The organism is Phenylobacterium sp. LH3H17 (genome assembly GCF_024298925.1).
GTDB lineage: Bacteria > Pseudomonadota > Alphaproteobacteria > Caulobacterales > Caulobacteraceae > Phenylobacterium.
Genome location: NZ_CP101283.1, coordinates 467,132 through 489,327 on the forward strand (window position 1 = coordinate 467,132; position 22,196 = coordinate 489,327).

18 protein-coding genes and 1 pseudogene are annotated in these 22,196 nt (G+C 68.9%); 11 read left to right on the top strand and 8 right to left on the bottom strand.

Annotation, left to right across the window (positions count from 1 at the left end; translation table 11 throughout):
* The first annotated feature begins 155 nt into the window (after positions 1-155).
* Together M9M90_RS02385 and M9M90_RS02390 are read left to right on the top strand one after the other, a co-directional pair.
* Positions 156-491, top strand: coding sequence for a hypothetical protein (locus M9M90_RS02385; protein WP_254835563.1), 336 nt, complete (start codon positions 156-158; stop codon positions 489-491).
* Between the two features lie 65 nt (positions 492-556).
* Positions 557-1,018 carry a hypothetical protein gene (locus M9M90_RS02390; protein ID WP_254835564.1) on the top strand — a complete coding sequence of 154 codons (462 nt, stop codon included), beginning with the start codon at positions 557-559 and terminating at the stop codon, positions 1,016-1,018.
* On the opposite strand, the gene M9M90_RS02395 is transcribed toward M9M90_RS02390, so the two are convergent.
* A complete protein-coding gene (locus M9M90_RS02395) occupies positions 984-1,901 on the bottom strand; it encodes a DMT family transporter (RefSeq protein WP_254835565.1) in 918 nt (305 codons plus the stop codon). The two genes, M9M90_RS02390 and M9M90_RS02395, sit on opposite strands and share 35 nt — an antisense overlap.
* A gap of 173 nt (positions 1,902-2,074) precedes the next feature.
* On the opposite strand from M9M90_RS02395, the gene M9M90_RS02400 reads away from it, so the two are divergent.
* Together M9M90_RS02400 and serA are read left to right on the top strand one after the other, a co-directional pair.
* Positions 2,075-3,244 (top strand): phosphoserine transaminase, encoded by a 1,170-nt coding sequence (locus tag M9M90_RS02400; protein WP_254835566.1) that lies wholly within the window; start codon positions 2,075-2,077, stop codon positions 3,242-3,244.
* Between the two features lie 140 nt (positions 3,245-3,384).
* The gene (serA, locus tag M9M90_RS02405; RefSeq protein WP_254835567.1) at positions 3,385-4,959 is read left to right on the top strand and encodes a phosphoglycerate dehydrogenase; all 1,575 of its coding nucleotides are present in this window, start codon (positions 3,385-3,387) and stop codon (positions 4,957-4,959) included.
* Between the two features lie 33 nt (positions 4,960-4,992).
* On the opposite strand, the gene M9M90_RS02410 is transcribed toward serA, so the two are convergent.
* Positions 4,993-5,256 (bottom strand): MoaD/ThiS family protein, encoded by a 264-nt coding sequence (locus tag M9M90_RS02410; protein WP_254835568.1) that lies wholly within the window; start codon positions 5,254-5,256, stop codon positions 4,993-4,995.
* Positions 5,253-6,380 carry a sialidase family protein gene (locus M9M90_RS02415; RefSeq protein ID WP_254835569.1) on the bottom strand — a complete coding sequence of 376 codons (1,128 nt, stop codon included), beginning with the start codon at positions 6,378-6,380 and terminating at the stop codon, positions 5,253-5,255. The genes M9M90_RS02410 and M9M90_RS02415 overlap by 4 nt, the downstream gene beginning before the upstream one ends.
* Before the next feature lie 135 nt (positions 6,381-6,515).
* Here M9M90_RS02415 and M9M90_RS02420 point away from each other — a divergent pair, with 135 nt between their 5' ends.
* The 6 genes from M9M90_RS02420 to M9M90_RS02445 all read left to right on the top strand — a co-directional run bounded on the left by M9M90_RS02420 (position 6,516) and on the right by M9M90_RS02445 (position 14,857).
* Complete coding sequence (locus M9M90_RS02420) at positions 6,516-7,304, top strand: ImuA family protein (protein WP_254835570.1); 789 nt, start codon at positions 6,516-6,518, stop codon at positions 7,302-7,304.
* Entirely contained in the window at positions 7,222-8,742 is a 1,521-nt protein-coding gene (locus tag M9M90_RS02425) for a DNA polymerase Y family protein (protein WP_254835571.1), read from the top strand. Before M9M90_RS02420 ends, M9M90_RS02425 begins: the two co-directional genes overlap by 83 nt.
* A gap of 13 nt (positions 8,743-8,755) precedes the next feature.
* Positions 8,756-9,160, top strand: a complete 405-nt coding sequence (locus tag M9M90_RS02430; RefSeq protein ID WP_254835572.1) for a VOC family protein — start codon at positions 8,756-8,758, stop codon at positions 9,158-9,160.
* 4 nt (positions 9,161-9,164) lie between these two features.
* Positions 9,165-12,380, top strand: coding sequence for an error-prone DNA polymerase (locus M9M90_RS02435; RefSeq protein ID WP_254835573.1), 3,216 nt, complete (start codon positions 9,165-9,167; stop codon positions 12,378-12,380).
* 63 nt (positions 12,381-12,443) lie between these two features.
* Entirely contained in the window at positions 12,444-13,943 is a 1,500-nt protein-coding gene (locus M9M90_RS02440) for a carboxylesterase/lipase family protein (protein ID WP_254835574.1), read from the top strand.
* A 50-nt stretch (positions 13,944-13,993) separates the two neighbouring features.
* Positions 13,994-14,857, top strand: a complete 864-nt coding sequence (locus M9M90_RS02445) for a Ku protein (RefSeq protein ID WP_254835575.1) — start codon at positions 13,994-13,996, stop codon at positions 14,855-14,857.
* A gap of 55 nt (positions 14,858-14,912) precedes the next feature.
* On the opposite strand, the gene M9M90_RS02450 is transcribed toward M9M90_RS02445, so the two are convergent.
* The 4 genes and pseudogenes from M9M90_RS02450 to otsB all read right to left on the bottom strand — a co-directional run bounded on the left by M9M90_RS02450 (position 14,913) and on the right by otsB (position 20,283).
* Entirely contained in the window at positions 14,913-15,392 is a 480-nt protein-coding gene (locus tag M9M90_RS02450; protein ID WP_254835576.1) for an RcnB family protein, read from the bottom strand.
* 112 nt (positions 15,393-15,504) lie between these two features.
* On the bottom strand, positions 15,505-18,129 hold the full coding sequence (gene ligD, locus M9M90_RS02455) for a DNA ligase D (protein ID WP_254835577.1): 2,625 nt from the start codon (positions 18,127-18,129) through the stop codon (positions 15,505-15,507).
* Between the two features lie 37 nt (positions 18,130-18,166).
* Positions 18,167-19,534, bottom strand: a pseudogene (locus M9M90_RS02460) (trehalose-6-phosphate synthase); the annotation flags it as partial.
* The gene (gene otsB / locus M9M90_RS02465; RefSeq protein ID WP_254835578.1) at positions 19,531-20,283 is read right to left on the bottom strand and encodes a trehalose-phosphatase; all 753 of its coding nucleotides are present in this window, start codon (positions 20,281-20,283) and stop codon (positions 19,531-19,533) included. The pseudogene M9M90_RS02460 and the gene otsB, both read right to left, overlap by 4 nt.
* Positions 20,284-20,445: 162 nt before the next feature.
* Between otsB and zwf the strand changes: the two genes are divergently transcribed.
* On the top strand, positions 20,446-21,915 hold the full coding sequence (gene zwf, locus M9M90_RS02470; protein WP_254835580.1) for a glucose-6-phosphate dehydrogenase: 1,470 nt from the start codon (positions 20,446-20,448) through the stop codon (positions 21,913-21,915).
* Between the two features lie 21 nt (positions 21,916-21,936).
* Here the strand turns inward: zwf and M9M90_RS02475 are convergent, their stop codons facing one another.
* Positions 21,937-22,185: a DUF5961 family protein gene (locus M9M90_RS02475; protein ID WP_254835581.1), complete on the bottom strand. Its 249-nt coding sequence runs from the start codon at positions 22,183-22,185 to the stop codon at positions 21,937-21,939.
* Positions 22,186-22,196: the final 11 nt, after the last annotated feature.

Genomic DNA, 22,196 nt, shown 5'->3' on the forward strand with positions numbered 1-22,196 from the left:
ATTCGACGGAATCTGTTGCCTTTCCGACACAGTCACAACCGTTGCGCGCAGTTGTCGCGGGAAATCATAGTTAACCGAACGTGAATCTATTAGACGCCCCTTAACCTCTGGTTTACCTTAGCTTCCGGTAAGTTAATTCCTCGGAGGGGTTTCCCATGGAAAAGGCGTTTGTCGCACAGCGTGTCGCGACCAAATTGTTCTCGACGGAAGCGGCGGTCGATCAGGCCATGGTTGAAGCCGCCGAGCTGATGGCGGACCTCCTGAAGGCCCGCCAGGACGTTAAGGTGTCGATGGTGTTCGCCGACGACGTGCAAGTGAAGCTGATGGCGGCCGTCAAGGCGCTCAGCGAAGCCCGCACCGCGATGGTGGGCGTGCACAACGAACTGGCCGAAGCTCAGCTTCGCCTGGGCGTGCGGACCAAGATGAACGGCTACGAAAAGCCGCCCATGGCCCTCGCCGTTCAAAAGACCCTGATGCGCGAAGTCGGCTAACCCCCGACTTGGTTGCAATAGTTTAACTGGTGTTGCGCCCCTAATCTCGGTTAGGGGCGCAATGCATGTCGGACGTAGCTATCCATCTGCTCTTCTGGGCCCTCTTCCTGGTCCTGATGTTGAGCGCCTGCGGCTTCGCTCTTTGGAAGGGCGGCCCCGCCGAGCGCCTTGGCGCTGCGCTGATCCTGGGCTTCGCCCTGCTCTGGGAATTCGGCCGTCTCCTGCCTCCGAGCTTCAGCAGTTTCATGCCCATCGCCCAGCTGATAGGCGACGGCCTGACCGCGGTCGGGCTTCTGGCCATCGCGGTGCGCTACGCCAGCCTCTGGCTGGGCGGCGCCCTGATGTTCCAGGCGGCTCAGTTCAGCCTGCACTCGTTCTATCTGGTGACCGACCGCGAGGTGGATTCGCTCCATCGCCTGATCAACAACATCAATCTCTACGCCATCCTGATCTGTCTGACGGCCGGGGCGATCGTTTCCTGGCGCGCGCGGGTCAAGGCTGCGTCGAAGGCCGCCGCGGCGGCATAGGTCCGCGCCGCTCCAGGGTCGCCAGCGCCACCCCGGCCAGGATCAGGCCCAGGGCCGCGAACGCCATCCAGCTCGGCCGCTCGCCCAGGAAGGTCACCCCGACCGCGGTCGCCCAAAGCGGCGCCAGATAGATCGACAGCGACACGAACAGCGGGCCGCGCCGCTGGATCAGGAACACCCAGCCGATGGTGGCGAGGCCCGCGGGGAAGACGCCCTGGGCGATCACCGCGACCAGGGCCGGAAGCGGTGGCCAGGCGGGCAGGGGCGCCGTGAACACGGCCGCCGCCGTGGCGTAGGCCGCCCCCCAAAGCGACATCATCAGGGCGCCGGCGGTCGCCGCCACGGCCGGCGCGTGCTTGGTCACCACGTTGGCGACGGCATAGAGCGCCGCGGCCCCCAGGGCGGCCATCATGGCCATGGCCTCCATGGTCAGGCCGCCCATCAGCTTGGGCGCCAGCAGCACGGCCAAGCCCACGAAGCCCAGCCCGACCCCGGCGCTGCGCTGCAGGGTCAGCCGGTCGCCGGCCACGAAGACATGCGCCAGGGCGGCGGTGAAGATCGGCGAGGCCCCGTTGCACATGGCGTTGACCGCCGAGGGCAGGCTCTGGGCCGCATAGGCGAACAGCACGAAGGGCGCGGCCATGCCGACCAGGCCGACCACCGCGTAGAACCGCCAGGCCGGGTCGCCGGGCGGCGGCAACTTCTGGCGTTGGATGGCCAGGACCAGGCCCAAGGTCGCCACCGCGATCCATAGTCGCAGGGCCGCGTTCCAGACCGGCGAGATGTACTCCACGGCGACCTTCAAGGCGGCGAAGGCCGAGCCCCAGGCGATCACCAGGAAGGCCATCACCAGCCAGTCGATCGGTTGCGGGCGGCTCGTCATCAGACCTTGAGATCACGGGTCGCTCCGCGCACCAAGCGGTCGCGTCATCAGTTCCGCTCACATCGGGTTTCGAAAACTTTCGCTTGATCCGGGGCGGAAACCAGGGTTTCTCCGCGGCGGGCCACGCCCCCCCAACGGGGCGCTGCTCATCTGTAAGGATGGGAGACATCGCTATGACGACCCTCGCCACGCCGGCAATGCGCCCGGCTCGCCCCGAGTTTTCTTCCGGGCCCTGCGCCAAGCGCCCCGGCTGGAATCCCCAAAATCTCCAGAACGCCGTCCTCGGCCGATCGCACAGGTCGAAGCTGGGCAAGGCGCGCCTGCAAGAGGCGATCGACCGCACCCGCCAGGTGCTGGAGGTTCCGGAGGACTACCTGATCGGCATCGTGGCCGGCTCCGACACCGGCGCCGTCGAGATGGCGATGTGGTCGATGCTGGGTCCCAAGCCGGTCCAGTTGCTGGCCTTCGAAAGCTTCGGCAAGGACTGGGTCACCGACGTGACCAAGCAGCTCAAGCTGCCCGCCGAGGTGCTGGACGCCCCCTATGGGGAACTGCCGGACCTCTCCAAGGTCCGTAAGGACGCCGACCTGGTCTTCACCTGGAACGGCACGACTTCCGGGGTCCGCGTCCCCAACGCCGACTTCATCGCCGCCGACCGTGAAGGCATCGTGATCTGCGACGCCACCAGCGCCGCCTTCGCCCAGGATCTCGACTGGGCCAAGCTGGATGTGGTGACCTTCTCCTGGCAGAAGGCGCTGGGCGGGGAGGGCGCGCACGGCGTGCTGATCCTCTCGCCGCGCGCCGTCGAGCGCCTCGAGAGCTACACCCCGGCCTGGCCGATGCCGAAGCTCTTCCGGATGACCAAGGCCGGCAAGCTGTCGCGCGAGATCTTCGAGGGCGCCACGATCAACACGCCCTCCATGCTTTGCGTGGAAGACGCCATCGACGCGCTCAAGTGGGGCGCCTCCATCGGCGGCCTGGCCGAGATGCAGCGCCGGGCCGACGCCAACCTCGCCGCCCTGGCCGAGTGGGTGGAACGCACCGGCTGGGTTGAGTTCCTCGCCGCCGATCCGGCGACGCGGTCCAACACCTCGGTCTGCCTCAAGGTGGTCGACCCCCGCATCACTGCGCTCTCCGACGAGGCCCAGGCCGACTTCGCCAAGAAGCTGGCCTCCATCCTCGAGAAGGAAGGCGCGGCCCTGGACATCGGCGGCTATCGCGACGCCCCGGCCGGTCTTCGGATCTGGTGCGGCGCCACGGTGGAAACCTCCGACATCGAGGCCCTGACCCCCTGGCTCGACTGGGCCTTCGCCTCGACCCTCGAAGCGCTCCAGACCGCCTAAGCCCTAAACCCCCTCAGTCGCTTCGCGACAGCTCCCCCAGAGGGGGAGCATCCGGGCCCAAGATCCTCCCCCACTGGGGGAGGGGGACCGCGAAGCGGTGGAGGGGGCCTTCACAGATATCTCCGTAAGGACACCGCCCCATGCCCCGCGTACTGATCGCCGACAAACTCAGCCCCGCCGCCATCGAGATCTTCAAGCAGCGCGGCGTCGACGCCGATGTGAAGACCGGCCTCACCAAGGACGAACTGCTCAAGATCATCGGCGACTATGACGGCCTGGCGGTCCGCTCGGCCACCAAGGCCGACAAGGACGTCATCGCCGCCGCCGGAAACCTCAAGGTCATCGGCCGCGCCGGCATCGGCGTGGACAATGTCGACATCCCCGCGGCGACTTCCAAGGGGATCGTGGTGATGAACACGCCCTTCGGCAACTCGATCACCACCGCCGAGCACGCCATCGCCATGATGTTCGCGCTCGCCCGGCAGCTCCCCGCCGCCGACGTCTCCACCCAGGCCGGCAAGTGGGAGAAGAACCGCTTCATGGGCGTGGAGCTCTACGCCAAGACCCTGGGCCTGATCGGGGCGGGCAATATCGGCGGCATCGTTGCCGACCGCGCCAACGGCCTGAAGATGAAGGTGGTGGCCTACGACCCGTTCCTGTCGGCCGAGCGCGCCGTGGAGATGGGCGTGGAGAAGGTCGAGCTGGAAGACCTGCTGGCCCGCGCCGACGTCATCACCCTGCACACCCCGCTCACCGACAAGACCCGCAACATCCTGTCGGCCGAGAACCTGGCCAAGACCAAGAAGGGTGTTCTCATCGTCAACTGCGCCCGCGGCGGCCTGGTGGACGAGGCGGCCCTGCGCAAAGGCCTGGACGATGGCCACATCGGCGGAGCGGCCTTCGACGTCTTCGTCGAGGAGCCGGCCAAGGAAAACGTCCTGTTCGGGGCGGAGAACTTCATCGCCACCCCGCACCTGGGCGCCTCGACCATGGAGGCCCAGGAGAACGTGGCCCTGCAGGTCGCCGAGCAGATGAGCGATTACCTGCTCACCGGCGCGGTCTCCAACGCGCTGAACAGCCCCTCGGTCACCGCCGACGAGGCCCCGAAGCTGAAGCCCTTCATCGCGCTCGCCGAACGCCTGGGCGCCTTCGCCGGCCAGATGGTCGACGTCGAGGTCAAGGCCGTGGACATCGCCTATGAGGGCGAGGTCGCCAACCTCAACACCCGGCCGCTCACCGCCGCGGCCCTGGCCGGCGTGCTGCGCCCGATGCTCGAGGACGTGAACATGGTCTCGGCCCCGGCCGTGGCCAAGGAGCGCGGCATCACCGTCTCGGAGAGCAAGCAGGACGACAGCCCCATCTATGAGAGCCTGGTGCGGATCACCGTCACCACGTCGCTGGGCAAGCGCTCCTTCGCCGGGTCGGTCATGGCCGGGACCCCGCGCATCATCGAGGTCAAGGGCATGGACCTGGACGCGCCGTTCGGCACGACCATGCTCTATGTGAACAACCTGGATAAGCCGGGCTTCATCGGCGCCCTGGGGGCCCTGCTGGCCGACGCGGGGGTCAACATCGCCACCTTCAACCTGGGCCGGGTCTCGGCCGGCGAGGACGCCATCGCCCTGGTCGGGGTCGACCAGGATCCCACCGATGGCCTGATCGCCAAGATCCGCGCCCTGCCCCACGTCAAGGAAGCCCGCACCCTGCGGTTCTGAATGCGCTCGTCCCTCCTCCTTGTGAGGAGGGACCTAGCCTCCCGACAGCGCCCCGAAGATCAGCACCTCGTCGCCCTCGCCCACCGGCGCGCGGACGTCCTGGGCGCGGTCGCCGTTGCGGAAGATGCGCATGTGGCGGCGGATGCGGTCTTGCTCGTCGACCACGCGGAACTTCAGTCCCGGAAACCGTCGGTCCAGGTCGTCCAGCACCGCCTCGATGCTTGCCCCGGCCGCCGTCAGCCGGCTGGCCCCGCCGGTGTAGGAGGTGAGCTGGGAGGGGATGAAGACCGCGATCATGGCAGGGGCGCGGCGCTCACCGAGTAGATCTCGGGCAGGTGGGCGGCGATCGGCCGCCAAGCCTCGCCCTCATCGTCGCTCATCCAGAGCTCGCCGCCGGTGGTCCCCAGATAGAGCCCCACCGAGGTGTCCCGATCGGCGCAGAAGGCCTGGCGCTTGACCGTGAACCAGGCCTGTTCGACAGGGAATCCCCGGTCCTGGCGCTCCCAGCTCGCGCCCGCGTCACGGGTCCGGTAGACCGCCGGCTTTCCGCCTGGACTGGTGCGCGGCCAGACCTCGGTGCCGTCCATGGGGAAGACCCAGGCGGTGTCGGCGGCGCGCGGGTGGGGGACGATGGTGAAGCCGATGTCGCCGATCTCCTTGGGCATGGCCTCGCCGATCCGGTCCCAGCGCTCGGCCGGCCGGTCCAGCCGATAGACGCCGCAATGGTTCTGCTGCCAGAGGCGGTCGGGCATGGTGGGCGCCAGGGCGATGTAGTGCGCGTCCTGGCCATATTCCGGATAGGGGTCGGGCATGAAGCTGGCCTCCACCCCCTGGTTCAGCGGCGCCCAGCCGGCGCCCTGGTCATGGCTCTCGAACACCCCGGCGGTGGAGGTGGCGATATACATGTGGCGCGGGTCGCGCGGATCGATCTGGATCTGGTTGAGCAGCGCCCCGTCCGGCGTGCCGCCGTCTTCCGGGCACCACTTCCAGTACATGGGATGGTTGTTGAAGCCGGCCACTCCGTCCCAGGTCGCTCCTCCGTCGGCGCTGCGGAACAGGCCGGGGGGCGAGGTCCCCGCCCACCAGACGCCGGGCTCGCTGGCATGGCCCGGCTCCAGCCAGAAGCTGTGGTTCACCGACCGCGCGGGGCCTTGGCCCTCCTCGACCTTCGGGAAGGCCGGCGGACGCTCGGCCTCGGTCCAGGTGGCCCCGCCGTCGATCGAGCGGAAGATGGTCGGGCCCAGGTGGCCGGTGGAGGCGGCCATGAGCAGGGTCTTCCCGTCGCGCGGGTCGAGCACCAGGTGGTTGACGATGTGGCCGAGGAAGATCGGTCCCTGGACGCTCCAGGTCCGGCGCGCATCGTCGCTGCGATAGATCCAGGCGCCCTTGCGGGTGCCCACGAGAAGCTGGGTGGCGGCCATGGCGTGCCCTTTCTTCCAGACCCCGCAGGATTCGTCCGGTCGCGAGCGGGGTCAAGAGAGCTGACTCCACCGTAAGGCGCTTGACTCTTTTGAGTCCAAAACTAGAACAAAATAAGAACAGGAGAACAGAAAGCCATGTCCGGTTTTCGCGAGGCGCGACTTGCCGCGCTCAAGGCGAAGATCGCCGCCCTCGAGGCGGGCGGACGGGCGGACTCTGAGTCCCTGCCGTTCGGCGATCCCCGGCTGGACGGCTGTTTCCTGGGCCAGGGCCTGCCCCTGGGCCAATGGCACGAATTCACCGGGGCGGGGATGGAGGTCGAGACCGGGGCCTCCCCCGCCGCCTTCGCCGCGCTCGTCGCCGCGCCCCTGGCCCGGCGGGGCGAGGCGGTCTGGGTGCTGCGGCGCGACGACCTGTTCGCTCCGGGCCTGTCGGGGCTGGGCTTTCCGGCGCAGCGGCTGATCCAGGTCTGCGCCCGCGACGAGGCCGAGGCCCTAGCCGTGGCCGAGGATGCGCTAGCCACCGCCGGCGTCACCGCGGTCTTCGCCGAGGTGGAGGCCGTGGATCTCACCGCCGGGCGGCGGCTGCAACTGGCCTGCGAGAAGCACGGCGCCACCGGGTTCGTGATCCGCCGCCGACCCTATGGGGGCTTAGGCAGGCAGAGCGCCAGCGGCTCGGCGGCGGCCACCCGCTGGAAGATCGCGCCCGCGGCCAGCGAGCCCGCGCCCGGCGAGTTCGGCCTGGGTCCTCCGCGCTGGCGGGTCGAGCTGGAACGGTGCCGGGGCGGGCGGCCCGGCGGCTGGCTGATGGAGGCGCAAGCCGCTTTTACCTGGGAGGCCCAAGATGGCCCGCATCCTCTGCGCCTGGTCGCCGAACTGGGCGATCGCCAACTGGCGCCGGCGCAATCCGTCCGACTCTCGGCCTAGCCCGTTCGGATTGATCGAGACCGTGAAGGCCGTGCGGCGGCTGTCGGCGGTGGACAAGGCCGCCGCGGCCGCGGGCCTGTTCCCCGGCCAGAAAGCCACCGACGCCGCGGCCCTGGTTCCCGACCTGGTCACCGCGGAGGCGGAACCCGAGGCCGACGCCGCGGCGCTCACCGCCCTGGTCGACTGGTCGGTTCGGTTTTCCCACGCGGTGGCGGCCGCTCCGCCCGACGGCCTGTTCCTGGACATCACCGGGGTCGACCACCTTTGGGGCGGCGAGGCCGAGTTGGTCTCCGATTTCCGCGCCCGCCTGGCCCGCAACGGCCTTTTTTTCCGCTGCGCCGTGGCCGACACCCCCGGCGCGGCCTGGGCGCTCGCCCACCATGGGAAGGGCGCGGAGATCATCGCGCCGCCGGGCGGCCAGGCCGACCTGCTGGCCTATCTGCCCCCCGCGGCCTTGCGCCTCCCGCCCGAGGCCGCCGCCCAGATCGAGCGGCTGGGTCTGCGCTACCTGTTCCAGATCATCGGCCTGCCGCGCGCCCCCTTCGCCCGCCGGTTCGGCAAACAGGCCCTGCTGCGGCTGGACCAGGCCATGGGCCGGGCCGAGGAGGCGCTGACCTTCCGCCGCCCGCCCAATCCGTGGTTCGCGCGGCTGGCCTTCTTCGAACCGATCAGCGTGCTGGAGGACCTGGCAAGGGTGAGCCGCGACGTGGCCGCCAAGCTCTGCGCGCGGCTGGAGCTGGAAAGTCGGGGGGCCAAGCGGTTCGAGCTCACCTTTCACCGGTTGGACGGCAAGGCCTATCCGCTGACCATCGGCCTCTCCATCCCCGGCCGCGATCCGGCGCGGATCGCCAAGCTGTTCGCGCCCAAGCTGGAGACCGTCGATCCCGGCTTCGGGATCGAGGTGGTGACGATCACCGCCGAGGCGGTGGAGGTGCTGTCCGGTCGTCAGGCGCGGCTGGACGCCACCCGCGAGGCGGCGCTGGAGGAGGGCCTGGCGCCCCTGGTGGACCGGCTGGCCAACCGCCTGGGCGAGGACCGGGTCTGGAAGAGCGCCCCGGTGCAGAGCCACGTCCCCGAGCAGAGCGCGCGGCCCGGCGCGCCGCTTGGCCCCAGCCAGGGCTGGAACCCGGAGACCCCGCGGCCCTTGCGCCTCTTTCGCCGTCCAGAGCCCCTGGACCTGGTCCTGGCGCTCACCCCCGACGACCCGCCCCGCCAGTTCCAGTGGCGCAAGCAGACCCACCGCGTGCGCTTCGCCGAAGGGCCCGAGCGCATCGGCGCCGAATGGTGGCGCGGCGAGATCGACGAGGTCCGCACCGACCATGTCCGCGACTATTACCGGGTGGAGGACCAGGAAGGCGCGCGCTTCTGGCTCTATCGCGAGGGGCTCTATTCCGAAGACCAACCCGCCAGGTGGTGGCTGCACGGACTGTTCGGATGAATGAGGAGAGACCATGAAACCCAAGATCAGCCTGATCACCCTGGCCGTCACCGACATGCCCCGTTCGATCGCCTTCTACCGGGATGGCCTGGGCTTCCCGATTCACAACTTCAAGGAAGGCGAGGACTTCGCCATGTTCCGGCTGGAGGGGACCTGGCTCGCCCTGTTCCCCTGGCGGGAGATGGCCAAGGAGGTGGACGTACCCGCCGCGCCGCCCAGCTTCGGCGGCGTCATGCTGTCCCACAACGCCCCCAGCAAAGCCGCGGTCGACCAGGTCTACGCCCAGGCCCTGGCGGCCGGCGCCGTCGCCACCGTGCCTCCGAAGGACGTCTCCTGGGGCGGCTATTCCGGCTATTTCGCCGATCCGGACGGCCACTATTGGGAAGTGGCCTGGAACCCCTTCACCGACCTTACCTGACATCATGACCCGCTACGCCGAGCTCCAGGCCACGACGAACTTCTCGTTCCTGCGCGGGGCGTCGCATCCGGACGAGCTGGTCTTCACCGCCGCCTGCCTGGGCATGGAGGCCATCGGGATCGTCGACCGCAACTCCCTGGCGGGGGTGGTCCGGGCCTGGTCGGAGATGCGGCGGTTGGGCAAGGGCGGAACCAGGGTCCGCGCCCTGACCGGCTGTCGTCTGGACTTCACCGACGGCACGCCGTCCCTGCTCTGCTACCCCTCCGACCGCGAGGCCTATGGCCGCCTGACCCGCCTGCTCACCGTCGGCCAGCGCCGTTCGGAGAAGGGCGAGTGCGAGCTGCACTGGGAGGATTTCGCCCAGCACTCCGAGGGCCAGCTCGTCCTGATCGTTCCCCCCGCCCGCCTGGACGAGGCCTTCGAGCACGAGCTGAAACGGATCGCCGGAGAGCTGCGCGGCGATGTCTGGCTGACCGCCTCGCGGCCCTATGGCGCCCGCGACCTGCACCGGCTGTCGAAGCTGGCCGCGCTGGCCGAGCTTGCGGGCGCCCCGATGGTCGCCACCAACGACGTGCTCTACCACGCCGCCGAACGCCGCCCGCTGCAGGACGTGGTCACCTGCATCCGCGAGACCTGCACCATCCACGACGCAGGCCTGAAGTTGGAGGCCAACGCCGAGCGGCACCTGAAGTCCCCCGTCGAGATGGCCCGCCTCTTCGCCCGCTTCCCCGGCGCGGTGGAGCGCAGCCTGGAGATCGTCGATCGGATCGGCTTCGATCTCTCCCAGCTCAAATACGAATATCCCGACGAGCCGGTGCCGCGGGGCAAGACCGCCATCCAGCACCTGCGCGACCTGGCCTGGGAGGGCGCCAAGACCCGCTTCGACAAGGGCATGGGGGAGAGGGAGCGCCGGACCATCCAGCATGAGCTGGACCTGATCGAGAAGCTCGATTTCGCCAACTACTTCCTCACCGTCCACGACATCGTCGCCTGGGCGCGCGAACAGGGGATCCTCTGCCAGGGCCGGGGCTCGGCGGCCAATTCCTGCGTCTGCTTCTGCCTGGGCGTGACGGCGGTCGACCCGACGAAGGAAGACCAGGACCTGCTGTTCTCCCGCTTCATCTCCGAGAAGCGCGGTGAGCCCCCCGACATCGACGTGGATTTCGAGCACGAGCGGCGCGAGGAGGTGATGCAGTACGTCTATCGCCGCTATGGCCGCCACCGCGCCGCCATCGTGGCCACGGTCATCCACTACCGCCCGCGCATGGCCATCCGCCAGGTGGGCAAGGCCCTGGGCCTGACCGAGGACGTCACCGCCGCGCTCGCCGGGACCATCTGGGGCAGCTGGGGCGAGGAGGTGCCCGACGGCCATGTGCGCCAGGCGGGGCTCGATCCGACCAATCCCGAGGTCCGCAGGGCGGTGAGCCTGGCGACCCAGCTGCTCAAGTTCCCCCGCCACCTGTCGCAGCACGTGGGCGGCTATGTCCTGACCAAGCGGCGGCTGGACGAGACCGTCCCGATCGGCAACGCCGCCATGGACGACCGCACCTTCATCGAATGGGACAAGGACGACATCGACGCGCTGGGCCTGATGAAGGTCGATGTCCTGGCGCTGGGCATGCTGACGGCGCTGAAGCGGGGGTTCGAGATGATCCCCGAGGACGACCCCACGGTGGGGCGGAAGATCACCGACATCTCCCACATCCCCCAGGAGGTCCCGGAGGTCTACGACATGCTCTGCAAGGCCGACTCGGTGGGCGTCTTCCAGGTGGAAAGCCGCGCCCAGATGTCGATGCTGCCCCGGCTGAAGCCCCGCAAGTTCTATGACCTGGTGGTCGAGGTGGCGATCGTCCGGCCGGGCCCGATCCAGGGCGACATGGTCCACCCCTATCTGAAGCGCCGCAACGACCCGAGCCTGATCGACTATCCGCGCCCGGCCCCGCCGCATCCCCAGGACGAGCTCAAGGCCATATTGGGCAAGACCCACGGCGTGCCGCTGTTCCAGGAACAGGCCATGCGGATCGCCATCGAGGCGGCCAAGTTCTCGGACGACGACGCCGACGGCCTGCGCCGCTCCATGGCCACCTTCCGCCACCACGGCAATGTCGGGGAGTACGAGGCGAAGTTCATCAACGGCATGGAGTCCCGCGGCTACGATCCGGAGTTCGTCCGCCGCTGCTTCAAGCAGATCGAGGGCTTCGGCTCCTACGGTTTCCCGGAGAGCCACGCGATCAGCTTCGCCCTCCTGGTCTACGCCTCGGCCTGGATGAAGTGGCGCTGGCCCGACGCCTTCTGCGCCGCCCTGCTGAACAGCCAGCCCATGGGCTTCTACCAGCCGGCCCAACTGGTCCGCGACGCGCGCGAGCATGGGGTGGAGATACGCTCCCCCGACGTGCTGGAGAGCGACTGGGACTGCACCCTGGAGCCGGCGACCGTGCCAGGCAGGCTGCGCGCCGTGCGGCTGGGCCTGCGCCAGGTGAAGGGGCTCAACAAGGAGGAGGCCGAAGGCCTGATCGCCGCGCGCCAGGCCGGGGTGCGCACCCTCGACGGCTTCGCCGTGCGGGCCGGGCTCTCGCGGCGGTCGCTGGAGCTGCTGGCGGAGGCCGACGCCTTCGCAGGTCTCGGGCTCTCGCGCCGCCAGGCCCTGTGGGCGGTGAAGGGCCTGGCCGACGAGACCGGCAGCCTGAAAAACGCGCCCCTGCTGGCCGCCATGGGGGTGAAGGAGCGCCAGGTGGAGCTGCCCCTGATGCACCTGCCCCAGGAGGTGATGGAAGACTACCGGACCACCAGCCTCTCCCTGAAGGCCCATCCCATCGGCTTCTTCCGCGAGACCCTGAAGAGCTACGGCGCCATCCCCTGCAAGGACCTGGCCCGCACGCCCGACCGGCGGCTGGTCACGGTGGGCGGGCTGGTCCTGGTCCGCCAGCGGCCCGGCACCGCCAAGGGGGTCACCTTCCTGACCCTCGAAGACGAGACCGGCATCGCCAATATCGTGGTCTGGAAGGACGCCTTCGACGCCAACCGCCGCCTGGTGATGAGCGCCTCGTTCCTGGTGGTCCACGGCCAGGTGCAGAGCGAGAGCAATGTGATCCACATCGTCGCCCGCCGGTTCACCGACCTCTCCGACCGCCTGGCCCAGATGCGGGACGACGACGGCCCGGCCCCGGCGATCCGCAGCAACGTCACGGGCCGCCTGATCCGCAGCCGCGATTTCCACTGAGGCTTGACCCGGAGGGCGTGCAGGCAAATCCTCCGCACAACCAACGGGCGGGGGGAAAACGCCATGCTTCGGTTTTTTGCGACGGCGCTGAGCGTCTTGATGCTGGCCGGGTCGGCCCAGGCGCAGGTCAAGGCCACGGTCGAGAGCGGGGTGCTGGCGGGGACGTCCGGCGAGACCGCCGAGGTCTTCCGCAACATACCCTTCGCCGCCCCGCCGGTAGGCAAGCTGCGCTGGGCGCCGCCCGCGCCACCCGTGGCCTGGACCGGAGAGCGCGACGCCACCGCCAACGGCCCGTCCTGCATGCAGCCGATGAGCCCGGACGGCTCGCCCAATGCCGGCGGCGCCAACGGGCCGATGAGCGAGGACTGCCTGCAGCTCAACGTCTTCGCACCGAAAGCCGCCAGGAAGGCCCCGGTCATGGTCTGGCTGCACGGCGGCGGCCACCGAACGGGCGCCGGTTGGGTCTATGATGGCTCGAACTTCGCCCGTGACGGGGTGGTGCTGGTGTCGATCAACTACCGCCTGGGGCCGCTGGGGTATTTCGCCCATCCGGCCCTGACCCGCGAGGCCGGGGCCGAGCCCACCGGCAACTATGGCCTGATGGATCAGATCGCGGCCCTGGAATGGGTCCAGCGCAATATCGCGGCCTTCGGGGGCGACCCCAAGAACGTCACCGTGTTCGGCGAGAGCGCCGGGGGCATGAGCACCCTGGCCCTGCTCTCCACGCCCAAGGCCAAGCCGCTGTTCAAGAGAGCCATCGTCCAGTCGGGCGGCGGCTGGTTCCGGGTCTCGACCCTGGCGGACGAGGAGGCCAAGGGCGCCAAGGCCGCCGAGAGCCTGCGCCTGGCCGGCGCCGAGGCCAGCGCCAACGACCTGCGCAAGCTGCCGGCCGCCACGCTGATCGCCAAGCTCGGCGGCGACTACGGCCCCTTCGTCGACGGCAAGCTGATGACCGAGACCCCGAGCCAGGCGTTCGCCGCCGGGCGCGCCGCCGACCTGCCGCTGATCATCGGGGCCAATTCGGGCGAAGACTCGCTGCTGGGACCGTGGAAGCCGGAGATGGCCGCCACGATTTCGGCCGCCGCCCGGAGCGTCTATGCCGAGGAGGCCGCGGCCAGTGACGAGACCCTCGGCCGCGCCGTCTTCACCGACCGGCTCATGGTCGGGCCGGCCCGCTGGGTGGCGGCCAAGGCCTCGGGCGGCAAGCCTGCCTGGCTCTATCACTTCTCCTATGTCGGTAGCCGCTTCCGGCCGATGATGACCCGGGCCTTCCACGCCGCCGAGATCCAGTACGTCTTCGAATACTGGGGCCGCCGCACGCCGATGAGCGCGGTCAGCGACGAGGACCGCGCCATGGCCACCCTCATGCACGCCTGCTGGGTCGCCTTCGCCAAGGCGGGCGTTCCGAAATGCGGGACCCAGCCCTGGCCGGCCTACTCGCCCAGGAGCGATCAGCTCATGGAGTTCGGGGCCGGAAACGGCGTTCGCGCCGGCTTCCGCAAGAGCCGGCTGGACGCCCAGGAGACCGTGGCCCTGCCGACCCTGGCCCTGCCGGCGAACTGAATCGCCCCGCGCGGCGTTCCACGGACTTCTGAAGCTTCGGAGTCCGCGTCATGGCCCCCCGCCCGACCTGGCAAGGCTATCTGCGCCTGTCCCTTGTGAGCTGCCCCGTGGCGCTGCACACCGCCACCTCGCGCAGCAGCGACGTCTCCTTCAACATGCTGCACAAGGAGACCCACAACCGTATCCGCATGATCCCCACCGATCCGGAGACCGGGCCGGTGGACCGCGCCGACATCGTCAAGGGCTATGAGATCGAGAAGGGCCGCTACGTCGTGGTCACCGACGAGGAGATCAGGAACGTCCGGCTGGAGACCACCCGGACCATCGATATCGAGCGCTTCGTCGACGAGTCCGAGATCGACCGGCTCTACTGGAACGACCCCTATTTCCTGGCCCCCGACGGCGACATGGCGATCGAGGCCTACAGCGTGATCCGCGAGGCCATGGAAGGGGCGGGCAAGGTGGCCCTGGCCCGGGTGGTGATGCACCAGCGCGAGCGGGTCCTGGCCCTGGAGCCTCGCGACCGCGGGATCCTTGCCTATACGATCCGCTCCAACAAGGAGGTGCGCGATCCGAAGGACGTGTTCGGCCACATCCCCAAGGCCCACGCCGATCCCAAGATGGTGGCCATCGCCGAGAAGATCATTGAGCAGCTGGAAGGCCCCTTCGACCCGGCCGAATTCAACGACCGCTACGAGGACGCCCTGCGCAAGCTGATCACGGAGAAGGAAAAGCACCACGGCCGAATCGCTAAGGTCGAGGAGCCCAAGGAGGCGGAGGTCATCGATCTGATGGAGGCCCTGCGGCGAAGCCTGGGCGAGGGCGGCGGATCGCGGCGCAAGGCCACCCCGGCCCGCAAGGCGCCCGCAAAGACCTCGGCGGCCCGCAAGCCGGCGGCCAAGAAGCGGGCCTGACATGCGAACGCCCCCGGATCTCGCCGGGGGCGCTCGTTTATGTCGAAGGCGCGACCTACTGGAAGAGGCCGACGATCACCGAGGCGATCAGGCCGCTGGCGGCCGCGGTCAGCACCACGTCGTTGTCGACCCGGGTGTAGTAGTAGCCGCGGGGCGGCGCGCGCAGGCCGTAGTGGCGGTGATCGATGCGGTAATGGGCGGCGCGGTAGCTGGCCGGCAGGCGCTCGCCGCGGGTCCACTGATGATAGCGGTAGGCCGACGGCCGCTGGTATTCGGCGGCGCGGTAATGCTTGTGGGCGCGCTGGACGTGACGGTCATAGCGGCGTTCGGCGCGGCGTTCGGCGCGATTCTCGCTGCGGTCTTCACGACGGTCGTCACGATAGTCGCGGCGGTCATCGCGGCGCTCGTCCTGGCGGTCGTGGCGCTGTTCATCGCGGCGGTCATCGTGGCGGACACCGTTATGGGGTTGCGCGCTGGCGGCGCCGGCGCTGGCGAGGACGGCCAAGGCCATGGTGGCGGTCAGAATTTTCTTCATCTCGGCTCTCCTGTTGAACTTGGAGCCATGATGATGGGTCCCGCTTGAGCCCGGTCTGAACGGAATGGCTCAGCTTAGGTTCATCCCCGCGACGCAATTGGACCGCGATGTGTCAGCCCAGACGCTTGATCGCCGTTTCCAGCGGCCGCTCGCTGTCGGCGTAATCGGTCCAGGCTGTGGTCTTCTTCAGCAGGCCGGGGGCGGTGCGGATCGTGTAGCGCTTGGGATCCAGACCCGGTTTCACCTGGCTCCAGGTGAGGGGGAAGGAGACCGTCGCCCCCTCCCGCGCCCGGGGTGACAGCGGGGCCACGGCGGTGGAGAGCCGGTCGTTGCGCAGATAGTCGAGGAAGATCCGGCCGCCGCGCAGCTTCTTGGACATGTTGACTACGTACTTGTCGGGCTCTTCGGCGGCCATGCGTTCGCACAGGGTCCGGGCGAAGGCCTTGGCGGTGGGCCAGTCGAGCTTGCCCTTGGGCTTGGCCAGGGGGGTGACCACATGCAGGCCCTTGCCGCCGGTGGTCTTGCAGAAGGCGACCAGGCCCAGCTCCTCCAGCCGGTCGCGCACGTCGCGGGCCGTGGCGATCACGTCGTCGAAAGTGACGTCGGGCCCGGGATCGAGATCGAAGATCAGGCGGCCGGGAACCTCCGGCTCATGCGGCCGGCAATTCCAGGGGTGGTACTCGGTGGCCCCGGTCTGGGCGAAGGCGATCAGGCCCTCGATGCGGTCGATCTGCTGGTAGGGCTTGTGATCGCCCAGAACCTGGACCTGCTCGATCAGGTTCGAGGCGCCCTTGCCCACATGGCGCTGGAAGAATTGCTCGCCGCCGATTCCGTCCGGGGTGCGGATCACCGAGCAGGGACGGCCCACGATGTGCGGCATCATCCATGGCCCCACCGCCTCCAGGTACTGGGCCAGGTCGAGCTTGGTCACCGGCCTGGGATCGTCGGCCGAGTTGGGCCAGAGCGGCTTGTCCGGGCTGGAGATGCGCACCCCCAGCACCTCGGCCTCCTTCGCCGCGCCCCTGGCGATGGTCCTGGCCGGCTTGGGCTGGGCCAGCTCGGCTTCCTCGACCGGGACCGGAACCTCGGCCTCCACTTCCTCGGCCGGCTTGTCGGCGCGCAGGCCCTTGAAGGCGGCGTGCCGGACATTGCCGTCGCCGGTGAAACCCGCGAACTCGATCTCCGCCACGAGTTCGGGCTTGGCCCAGTGGATGTTGGGCGACTTGCGGGGAGCCTTGGGGCCCGTGAACGGGCTCTTGTCGCTCTCAGCCGCCTCGAGGGCCGGCAGCACGCGGGCGACCACGTCGCGGCCGAAGCCCGTGCCCACCCGGCCCACATGGAGCAGCTTGCCGTCGTGGTTGACCCCCACCAGCAGAGAACGGAGCTGCCCCCGCTCGCCGGTCCAGCCGCCGATCACCACCTCATGGCCCGCCCGGCACTTGGCCTTGGTCCAGGCCTCGCCGCGGCCGGAGCGGTAGGCCGCGTCCAGGCGCTTGGAGACGATCCCCTCCAGCTCCATGCGACAGGCCGACTGCAGCACCGCGTCGCCAGAGGTCTCGAAGTGGTCGACATAGCGAAGGCGGGGATCGTCCTCCGACAACAGCGCCTTCAGCGCCGCCTTGCGGTCGCCCAGGGCTAGCGGACGCAGGTCCTTGCCATCGGCGAACATGAGGTCGAAGGCGAAATAGATCAGGTCGCCGGTGTCGCCGTCCGAAAGGGCCGCCTGCAGGCCGTGGAAGCTGGGCGCGCCGTTGTGGTCCAGGGCCACGGCCTCGCCGTCCAGCATGCAGTCGGGCAGCTTCGACGCGGCCTCCGCGATCGCCTTGAACTTCGCCGTCCAGTCCAGGCCCTTGCGGGTGCGGATCACCGCCTTGCCGCCTTCAACTCGGATCTGCAGCCGGTAGCCGTCGAACTTCACCTCATGGACCCAGCCCGGGCCCAGCGGCGGGCGGTCGACGGACTTGCAGAACTGCGGCTCGACGAAGGACGGAAGAGGTGTGGACTTCGCCTTTGACGCGCCAGTGAGCTTGGGCGCGGGCGCGGCCTTCAGGGGCCTCGACGCGATCTCGGAGACGCCTTTGCTCCGCCAGGTGTCGTCGGCGGTCGCCTTCGTCTTCCGCAGCTTCATGAACGGCTTGGGCGCCTTGCCCTTGCCGGCGGTGATGGCGTCCATGTCGCGCCCGGAGGCCACGGAACTGGCGTTCTCCGCAAGCAAGGCGTCCGCGTCGCCCTCCCTGGCGAATTGGTCGCGGTGCTTAATCAACAGCCAGTTGTTGCGCTTGCCGCCCTCGCGGTCGCTCTTCATCCGCACCAGGACGAAGCCCCCGTGCAGGCGCTCGCCTTCGAGCACGATCTTCAGGTCGCCCTTCTTCAGACCCTCGTGGGCGTCGGTCCCGGGCTCGGGCGCCCAATAGCCGCGGTCCCACAACATGACCGAGCCGCCGCCGTACTCGCCCTTGGGGATCGTGCCCTCGAAGTCGCCATAGTCGAGCGGATGGTCCTCGGTCTCGACCGCCAGCCTACGGTCGTGTGGGTCGAGCGAGGGTCCCCTGGTCACGGCCCAGGACTTGAAGACTCCGTCCAGTTCCAGTCGGAAGTCGTAGTGGAGACGGGTCGCCGCGTGCTTCTGAATCACGTAGCGCAGACGCTCCGAAGGTGCGGACGTCTGCTTCCCGCTCGGCTCCGAGGTCCGGGAGAAGTCTCTCATCGACTGATAGCGGGCGAGCTTGTTCGCCATAATGTCGGCCTTCGGCTGGCTTGCGCGGCTCTTCTTCCCCGGCAAGCGCCTTTACGAAGGCGTCCCGCCAGGCCGTGACGTCGTCGCGTTGAACGCCCTCGTTTAGAGCGCTCCAACGGCGGATTCGCTCCGCGAGCCCCATGCTGAGCGCCCGCTTCAGGGCCTCGGCGATCTCTTCAGGGCTGTTGGGATTGACGATCAGGGCCTCGCCCATCTGCTTGGCGGCGCCGGCGAACTTCGACAGCACCAGCACGCCGGGATCGTCGGGATCCTGGGCGGCGACGAACTCCTTGGCCACCAGGTTCATGCCGTCGCGCATGGGCGTGACCAAGCCGACCTTGGCGGCGCGATAGACCCCCGCCAGCTCGTCGCGGCGGTAGTTGCGATTCACGTAGCGGACCGGATTCCAGTCGATGTCGGCATATTCGCCATTGATCCGGCCCGACAGGGCGTCCAGCCGCGCGCGGATCTCCTGGTAGGAGTCGACGCCTTCGCGGCTCACCGGGGCGATCTGCAACATCAGCACCTCGCGGCGCAGGTCCGGGTTGTCGGCCAGCAGGCGCTCGAAGCCCAGGAACCGCTCCTCCAGACCCTTCGAATAGTCGAGGCGGTCGACGCCCACGATCATCTTGCGGAAGGCGGTGTGGGCCGCCATCACCCCGAAGGTGCGTTCGGCCCGCTCGCTCGCCACCATCTCGGCGAACTCGGCCGCGTCGATGCCGATGGGGAAATCGCCGACCTGGACGGTCTTGCCGAAGGCCCGCAGCCGCGTCTCGTCGACGACGGCGCCGTCCACCTCGCTCAGCACGTATTCCTCGAAGGCCTGGCGGTATTCCGGCGTCTGGAAGCCGACCAGGTCGTAGTCGAACAGGGCCTCCACAAGCTGCTTGTGGCGCGGCAGGGTCGCCACCAGCTGGTGGGCGGGCCAGGGGATGTGCAGGAAGAAGCCGATCCGGTTCTCGACCCCCAGCGCGCGCAGTTCCCGGCCGAGCGGGATCAGGTGGTAGTCGTGGATCCAGATCAGGTCGCCCTCCTCGATGAGGGGGCGCAGGGTCTCGGCGAACCGGCGGTTCACCCGCTGGTAGCCCTCGTCGAACGAGCGGTCGTAGGCGGTCAGGTCCTGGCGGTAGTGGAACAGCGGCCAGAGCGTCTTATTGGCATAGCCATTGTAGTACTCGCTGACATCGGCCTCCTCGAGGTCGATCGTGGCCACCGTCACCCCGTCGGCGATCTGCACGGAGAGCTGGCCGGTGAATTCCGGCGTGGTCTTGCCGCTCCAGCCGAACCACAGGCCGGAATATTCGCGCAGGGCCGCCGACAGCGCCATGGCCAGGCCGCCCACGCTCTCGTCGCCCTTGCCGCTGGGCGGATTGACCCGATTGGATACGACGATCAGGCGGCTCATGACGCCGCCTCCAGCCAGGCCAGGACGGCCTCGACGTCGGGCAGGCGGTAGCGCGCCGCGGTGCGGCGCTGGGGGCCCACGAGGACACCGTACCCGCCCAGCGTATTGGCGGCGAAGAAGCCGTGTTCGTCGGTCAGGTCGTCGCCCAGGAAGACCGGCATAGCGCCGGCGAAGGGCGGTTCGGTCATGAAGGCGCGGATGGAGTCGCCCTTGCTTGCGCCGGGGGTGCGCAACTCCACCACCATGTCGCCGGGCTGGCAGGTGAGGCCCGTCTCGTCGGCGATCGCCCGGGCGAGCTCCCGGGCCGGCTGAGCCAGGTGCGGCGCCTGGCGATAGTGAAGGGCCAGGCTGAGGGTCTTGTCCTCGATGAGCAGGTCGCGGTCGCGGGCGGCGAACTCGGCGAGCCGGGCCGCCGCCTGGCCCAGGGCCGGATGCGGCGCGGCTTCGCCCACCACGCCGCGAGCGTCGCGGCGAACCAGGCCATGGATGGCGGCGACGGTGGTCACCCGGCCTTCCAGGATGTGATCGATATCCTCAAGCGAGCGACCGCTGACCACGGCCAGGCGACCGTCCAACCCATGCAACAGGCGCTCGACCAGGTTGGTGCGGCGGGGATCGGGACGCACGTCCTCAGGCCGCTCGGCGATGGTCGCCAGGGTGCCATCAAGGTCCAGGAACAGGGCCGTACCCGCGAGCGCCAGGCGCGCCGGCGGACTTTCGAGCCCGATCTGCAATTCCGCGATGCTCATGAATTCCTTATAGATGCGCCCACCGGCAAGGAAACGCTCGCCAGCGTGTATCGATCCATATCCTCCCGTTCCAGGTGTTGAACGACGGACCAGGGCTTGACGTTGCGCCCCCGAACACGGCTATGCGCGTTTCGAGCCCAATCTCTCGAAAAGGTGACTTCGATGGCCGAGCAGCCTCTCGCCGATGTGATCGTCCTGTTCGGCGGCACGGGCGACCTCGCCCAGAGGATGCTGTTCCCGTCGCTGTACTTCCTGGACGCCGACGGGTTCCTCGCCGACGGCTTCCGGATCATCGCCACGGCGCGCGCCGAGATGAGCCGCGAGGCGTTCAGGGCGCAGGTCAAGGACGCGGTCGGAGGCCGCGGAGGCGCGTCGGGACTCGACGAGAAGGTCTGGGCCCGGTTCGAGGCCCGGCTCGACTATGTGGGCGCCGACGCCACCACCCCGGAGGGGGCCGCGGAGCTGAAGGTCGCCATCGGCCCCGCCAAGACCCCGATCTTCTATCTGGCCCTGTCGCCCAGCATCTATGGCCGCGTCTGCGCCGCCCTGGCGGCCGCGGGCCTTGCCACGCCCCAGACGCGCATCGTGCTGGAAAAGCCCATCGGCCGCGACCTGGCGAGCTCGAAGGTCATCAACGGCGCGGTGGCCCAGGTCTTCGCCGAGGAGAGCATCTTCCGGATCGACCACTATCTCGGCAAGGAGACGGTGCAGAACCTTCTGGCCCTGCGCTTCGCCAATGTCCTTTTCGAACCGCTGTGGAACAACCTGACCATCGACCACGTGCAGATCACGGTGGCCGAGACGGAAGGGGTGGGGGACCGCTGGCCCTATTACGACGAGTACGGCGCCCTGCGCGACATGGTGCAGAACCACATGCTGCAGCTCCTATGCCTGGTGGCCATGGAGCCGCCGTCGGACATGGAGCCGGACTCGGTCCGCGACGAGAAGGTCAAGGTGCTGCGCTCCCTGCGTCCGGTGACCCGCGCCGACGTCCAGGCGGTCAGCGTGCGCGGCCAGTACACGGCCGGCGTGGTGAGCGGCGAGAGCGCCGCGGGCTATGCGACCGAGCGCGGCCAGCCGTCGGAGACCGACACCTTCGTCGCCCTGCGGGTCGATATCGACAACTGGCGCTGGGCCGGGGTGCCGTTCTTCCTGCGCACCGGCAAGCGCCTGCCGGAGCGGCGCACTCAGATCGCCATCCAGTTCAAGGCGGTGCCGCATTCGATCTTCGACGCCGCTGCCAAGGCCGACCTGCAGGCCAACCGGCTGGTCATCGACCTGCAACCGGACGAAGACATCGAACTGCTGATGATGAACAAGGCGCCGGGCCTCTCGGAGGGCGGAATGCGGCTGCAGTCCTTGCCGCTGTCGCTCTCCCTGGCCAAGGCCTATTCCGGCCCCAACGCCCGCCGGCGCATCGCCTATGAGCGGCTGATCCTGGACGTCATCGCGGGCAACCGCACCCTGTTCGTCCGCCGCGACGAGGTGGAGCGGGCCTGGGAATGGATCGACGGCGTGGCCGACGCTTGGCGGGAATCCGGCATGGCGCCCAAGCCCTATGCGGCCGGGTCATGGGGCCCGTCGGGCGCCTTCGCCCTGATCGAACGCTCCGAACGGGCCTGGTACGACTAGGCGCGCCCACCTGCGCGGGGCCTAGTCGCAGCTTCCTATCTCGCCGCCTTCCAGGTCGACGATCAGGCATTGGCGCTCGCCGGTCTCGCAGTCGGTGAGCTGGACCTGGATCTCGCCGTCCTCGTCGGGGACGGGGCGCCAGCGGTCGATGAAGTCGAGGGCTGCGTCCTCGAAGCTCACCCCGAACACGTCGTGGCTCTGGTTGCGGCGTTCATGGACCCCGTGGGCCGAGAACCGGCGGATCGGGGCGGACTGGGTTTGGCTCGTCATCGGGCGCCTCT

Bases quoted from the DNA above. Each gene is read 5' to 3' on its own strand.
- M9M90_RS02385 (WP_254835563.1), top strand. From the start codon at position 156: ATGGAAAAGGCGTTTGTCGCACAGCGTGTCGCGACCAAATTGTTCTCG.
- M9M90_RS02390 (WP_254835564.1), top strand. From the start codon at position 557: ATGTCGGACGTAGCTATCCATCTGCTCTTCTGGGCCCTCTTCCTGGTC.
- M9M90_RS02395 (WP_254835565.1), bottom strand. From the start codon at position 1,901: ATGACGAGCCGCCCGCAACCGATCGACTGGCTGGTGATGGCCTTCCTG.
- M9M90_RS02400 (WP_254835566.1), top strand. From the start codon at position 2,075: ATGACGACCCTCGCCACGCCGGCAATGCGCCCGGCTCGCCCCGAGTTT.
- serA (WP_254835567.1), top strand. From the start codon at position 3,385: ATGCCCCGCGTACTGATCGCCGACAAACTCAGCCCCGCCGCCATCGAG.
- M9M90_RS02410 (WP_254835568.1), bottom strand. From the start codon at position 5,256: ATGATCGCGGTCTTCATCCCCTCCCAGCTCACCTCCTACACCGGCGGG.
- M9M90_RS02415 (WP_254835569.1), bottom strand. From the start codon at position 6,380: ATGGCCGCCACCCAGCTTCTCGTGGGCACCCGCAAGGGCGCCTGGATC.
- M9M90_RS02420 (WP_254835570.1), top strand. From the start codon at position 6,516: ATGTCCGGTTTTCGCGAGGCGCGACTTGCCGCGCTCAAGGCGAAGATC.
- M9M90_RS02425 (WP_254835571.1), top strand. From the start codon at position 7,222: ATGGCCCGCATCCTCTGCGCCTGGTCGCCGAACTGGGCGATCGCCAAC.
- M9M90_RS02430 (WP_254835572.1), top strand. From the start codon at position 8,756: ATGAAACCCAAGATCAGCCTGATCACCCTGGCCGTCACCGACATGCCC.
- M9M90_RS02435 (WP_254835573.1), top strand. From the start codon at position 9,165: ATGACCCGCTACGCCGAGCTCCAGGCCACGACGAACTTCTCGTTCCTG.
- M9M90_RS02440 (WP_254835574.1), top strand. From the start codon at position 12,444: ATGCTTCGGTTTTTTGCGACGGCGCTGAGCGTCTTGATGCTGGCCGGG.
- M9M90_RS02445 (WP_254835575.1), top strand. From the start codon at position 13,994: ATGGCCCCCCGCCCGACCTGGCAAGGCTATCTGCGCCTGTCCCTTGTG.
- M9M90_RS02450 (WP_254835576.1), bottom strand. From the start codon at position 15,392: ATGAAGAAAATTCTGACCGCCACCATGGCCTTGGCCGTCCTCGCCAGC.
- ligD (WP_254835577.1), bottom strand. From the start codon at position 18,129: ATGGCGAACAAGCTCGCCCGCTATCAGTCGATGAGAGACTTCTCCCGG.
- otsB (WP_254835578.1), bottom strand. From the start codon at position 20,283: ATGAGCATCGCGGAATTGCAGATCGGGCTCGAAAGTCCGCCGGCGCGC.
- zwf (WP_254835580.1), top strand. From the start codon at position 20,446: ATGGCCGAGCAGCCTCTCGCCGATGTGATCGTCCTGTTCGGCGGCACG.
- M9M90_RS02475 (WP_254835581.1), bottom strand. From the start codon at position 22,185: ATGACGAGCCAAACCCAGTCCGCCCCGATCCGCCGGTTCTCGGCCCAC.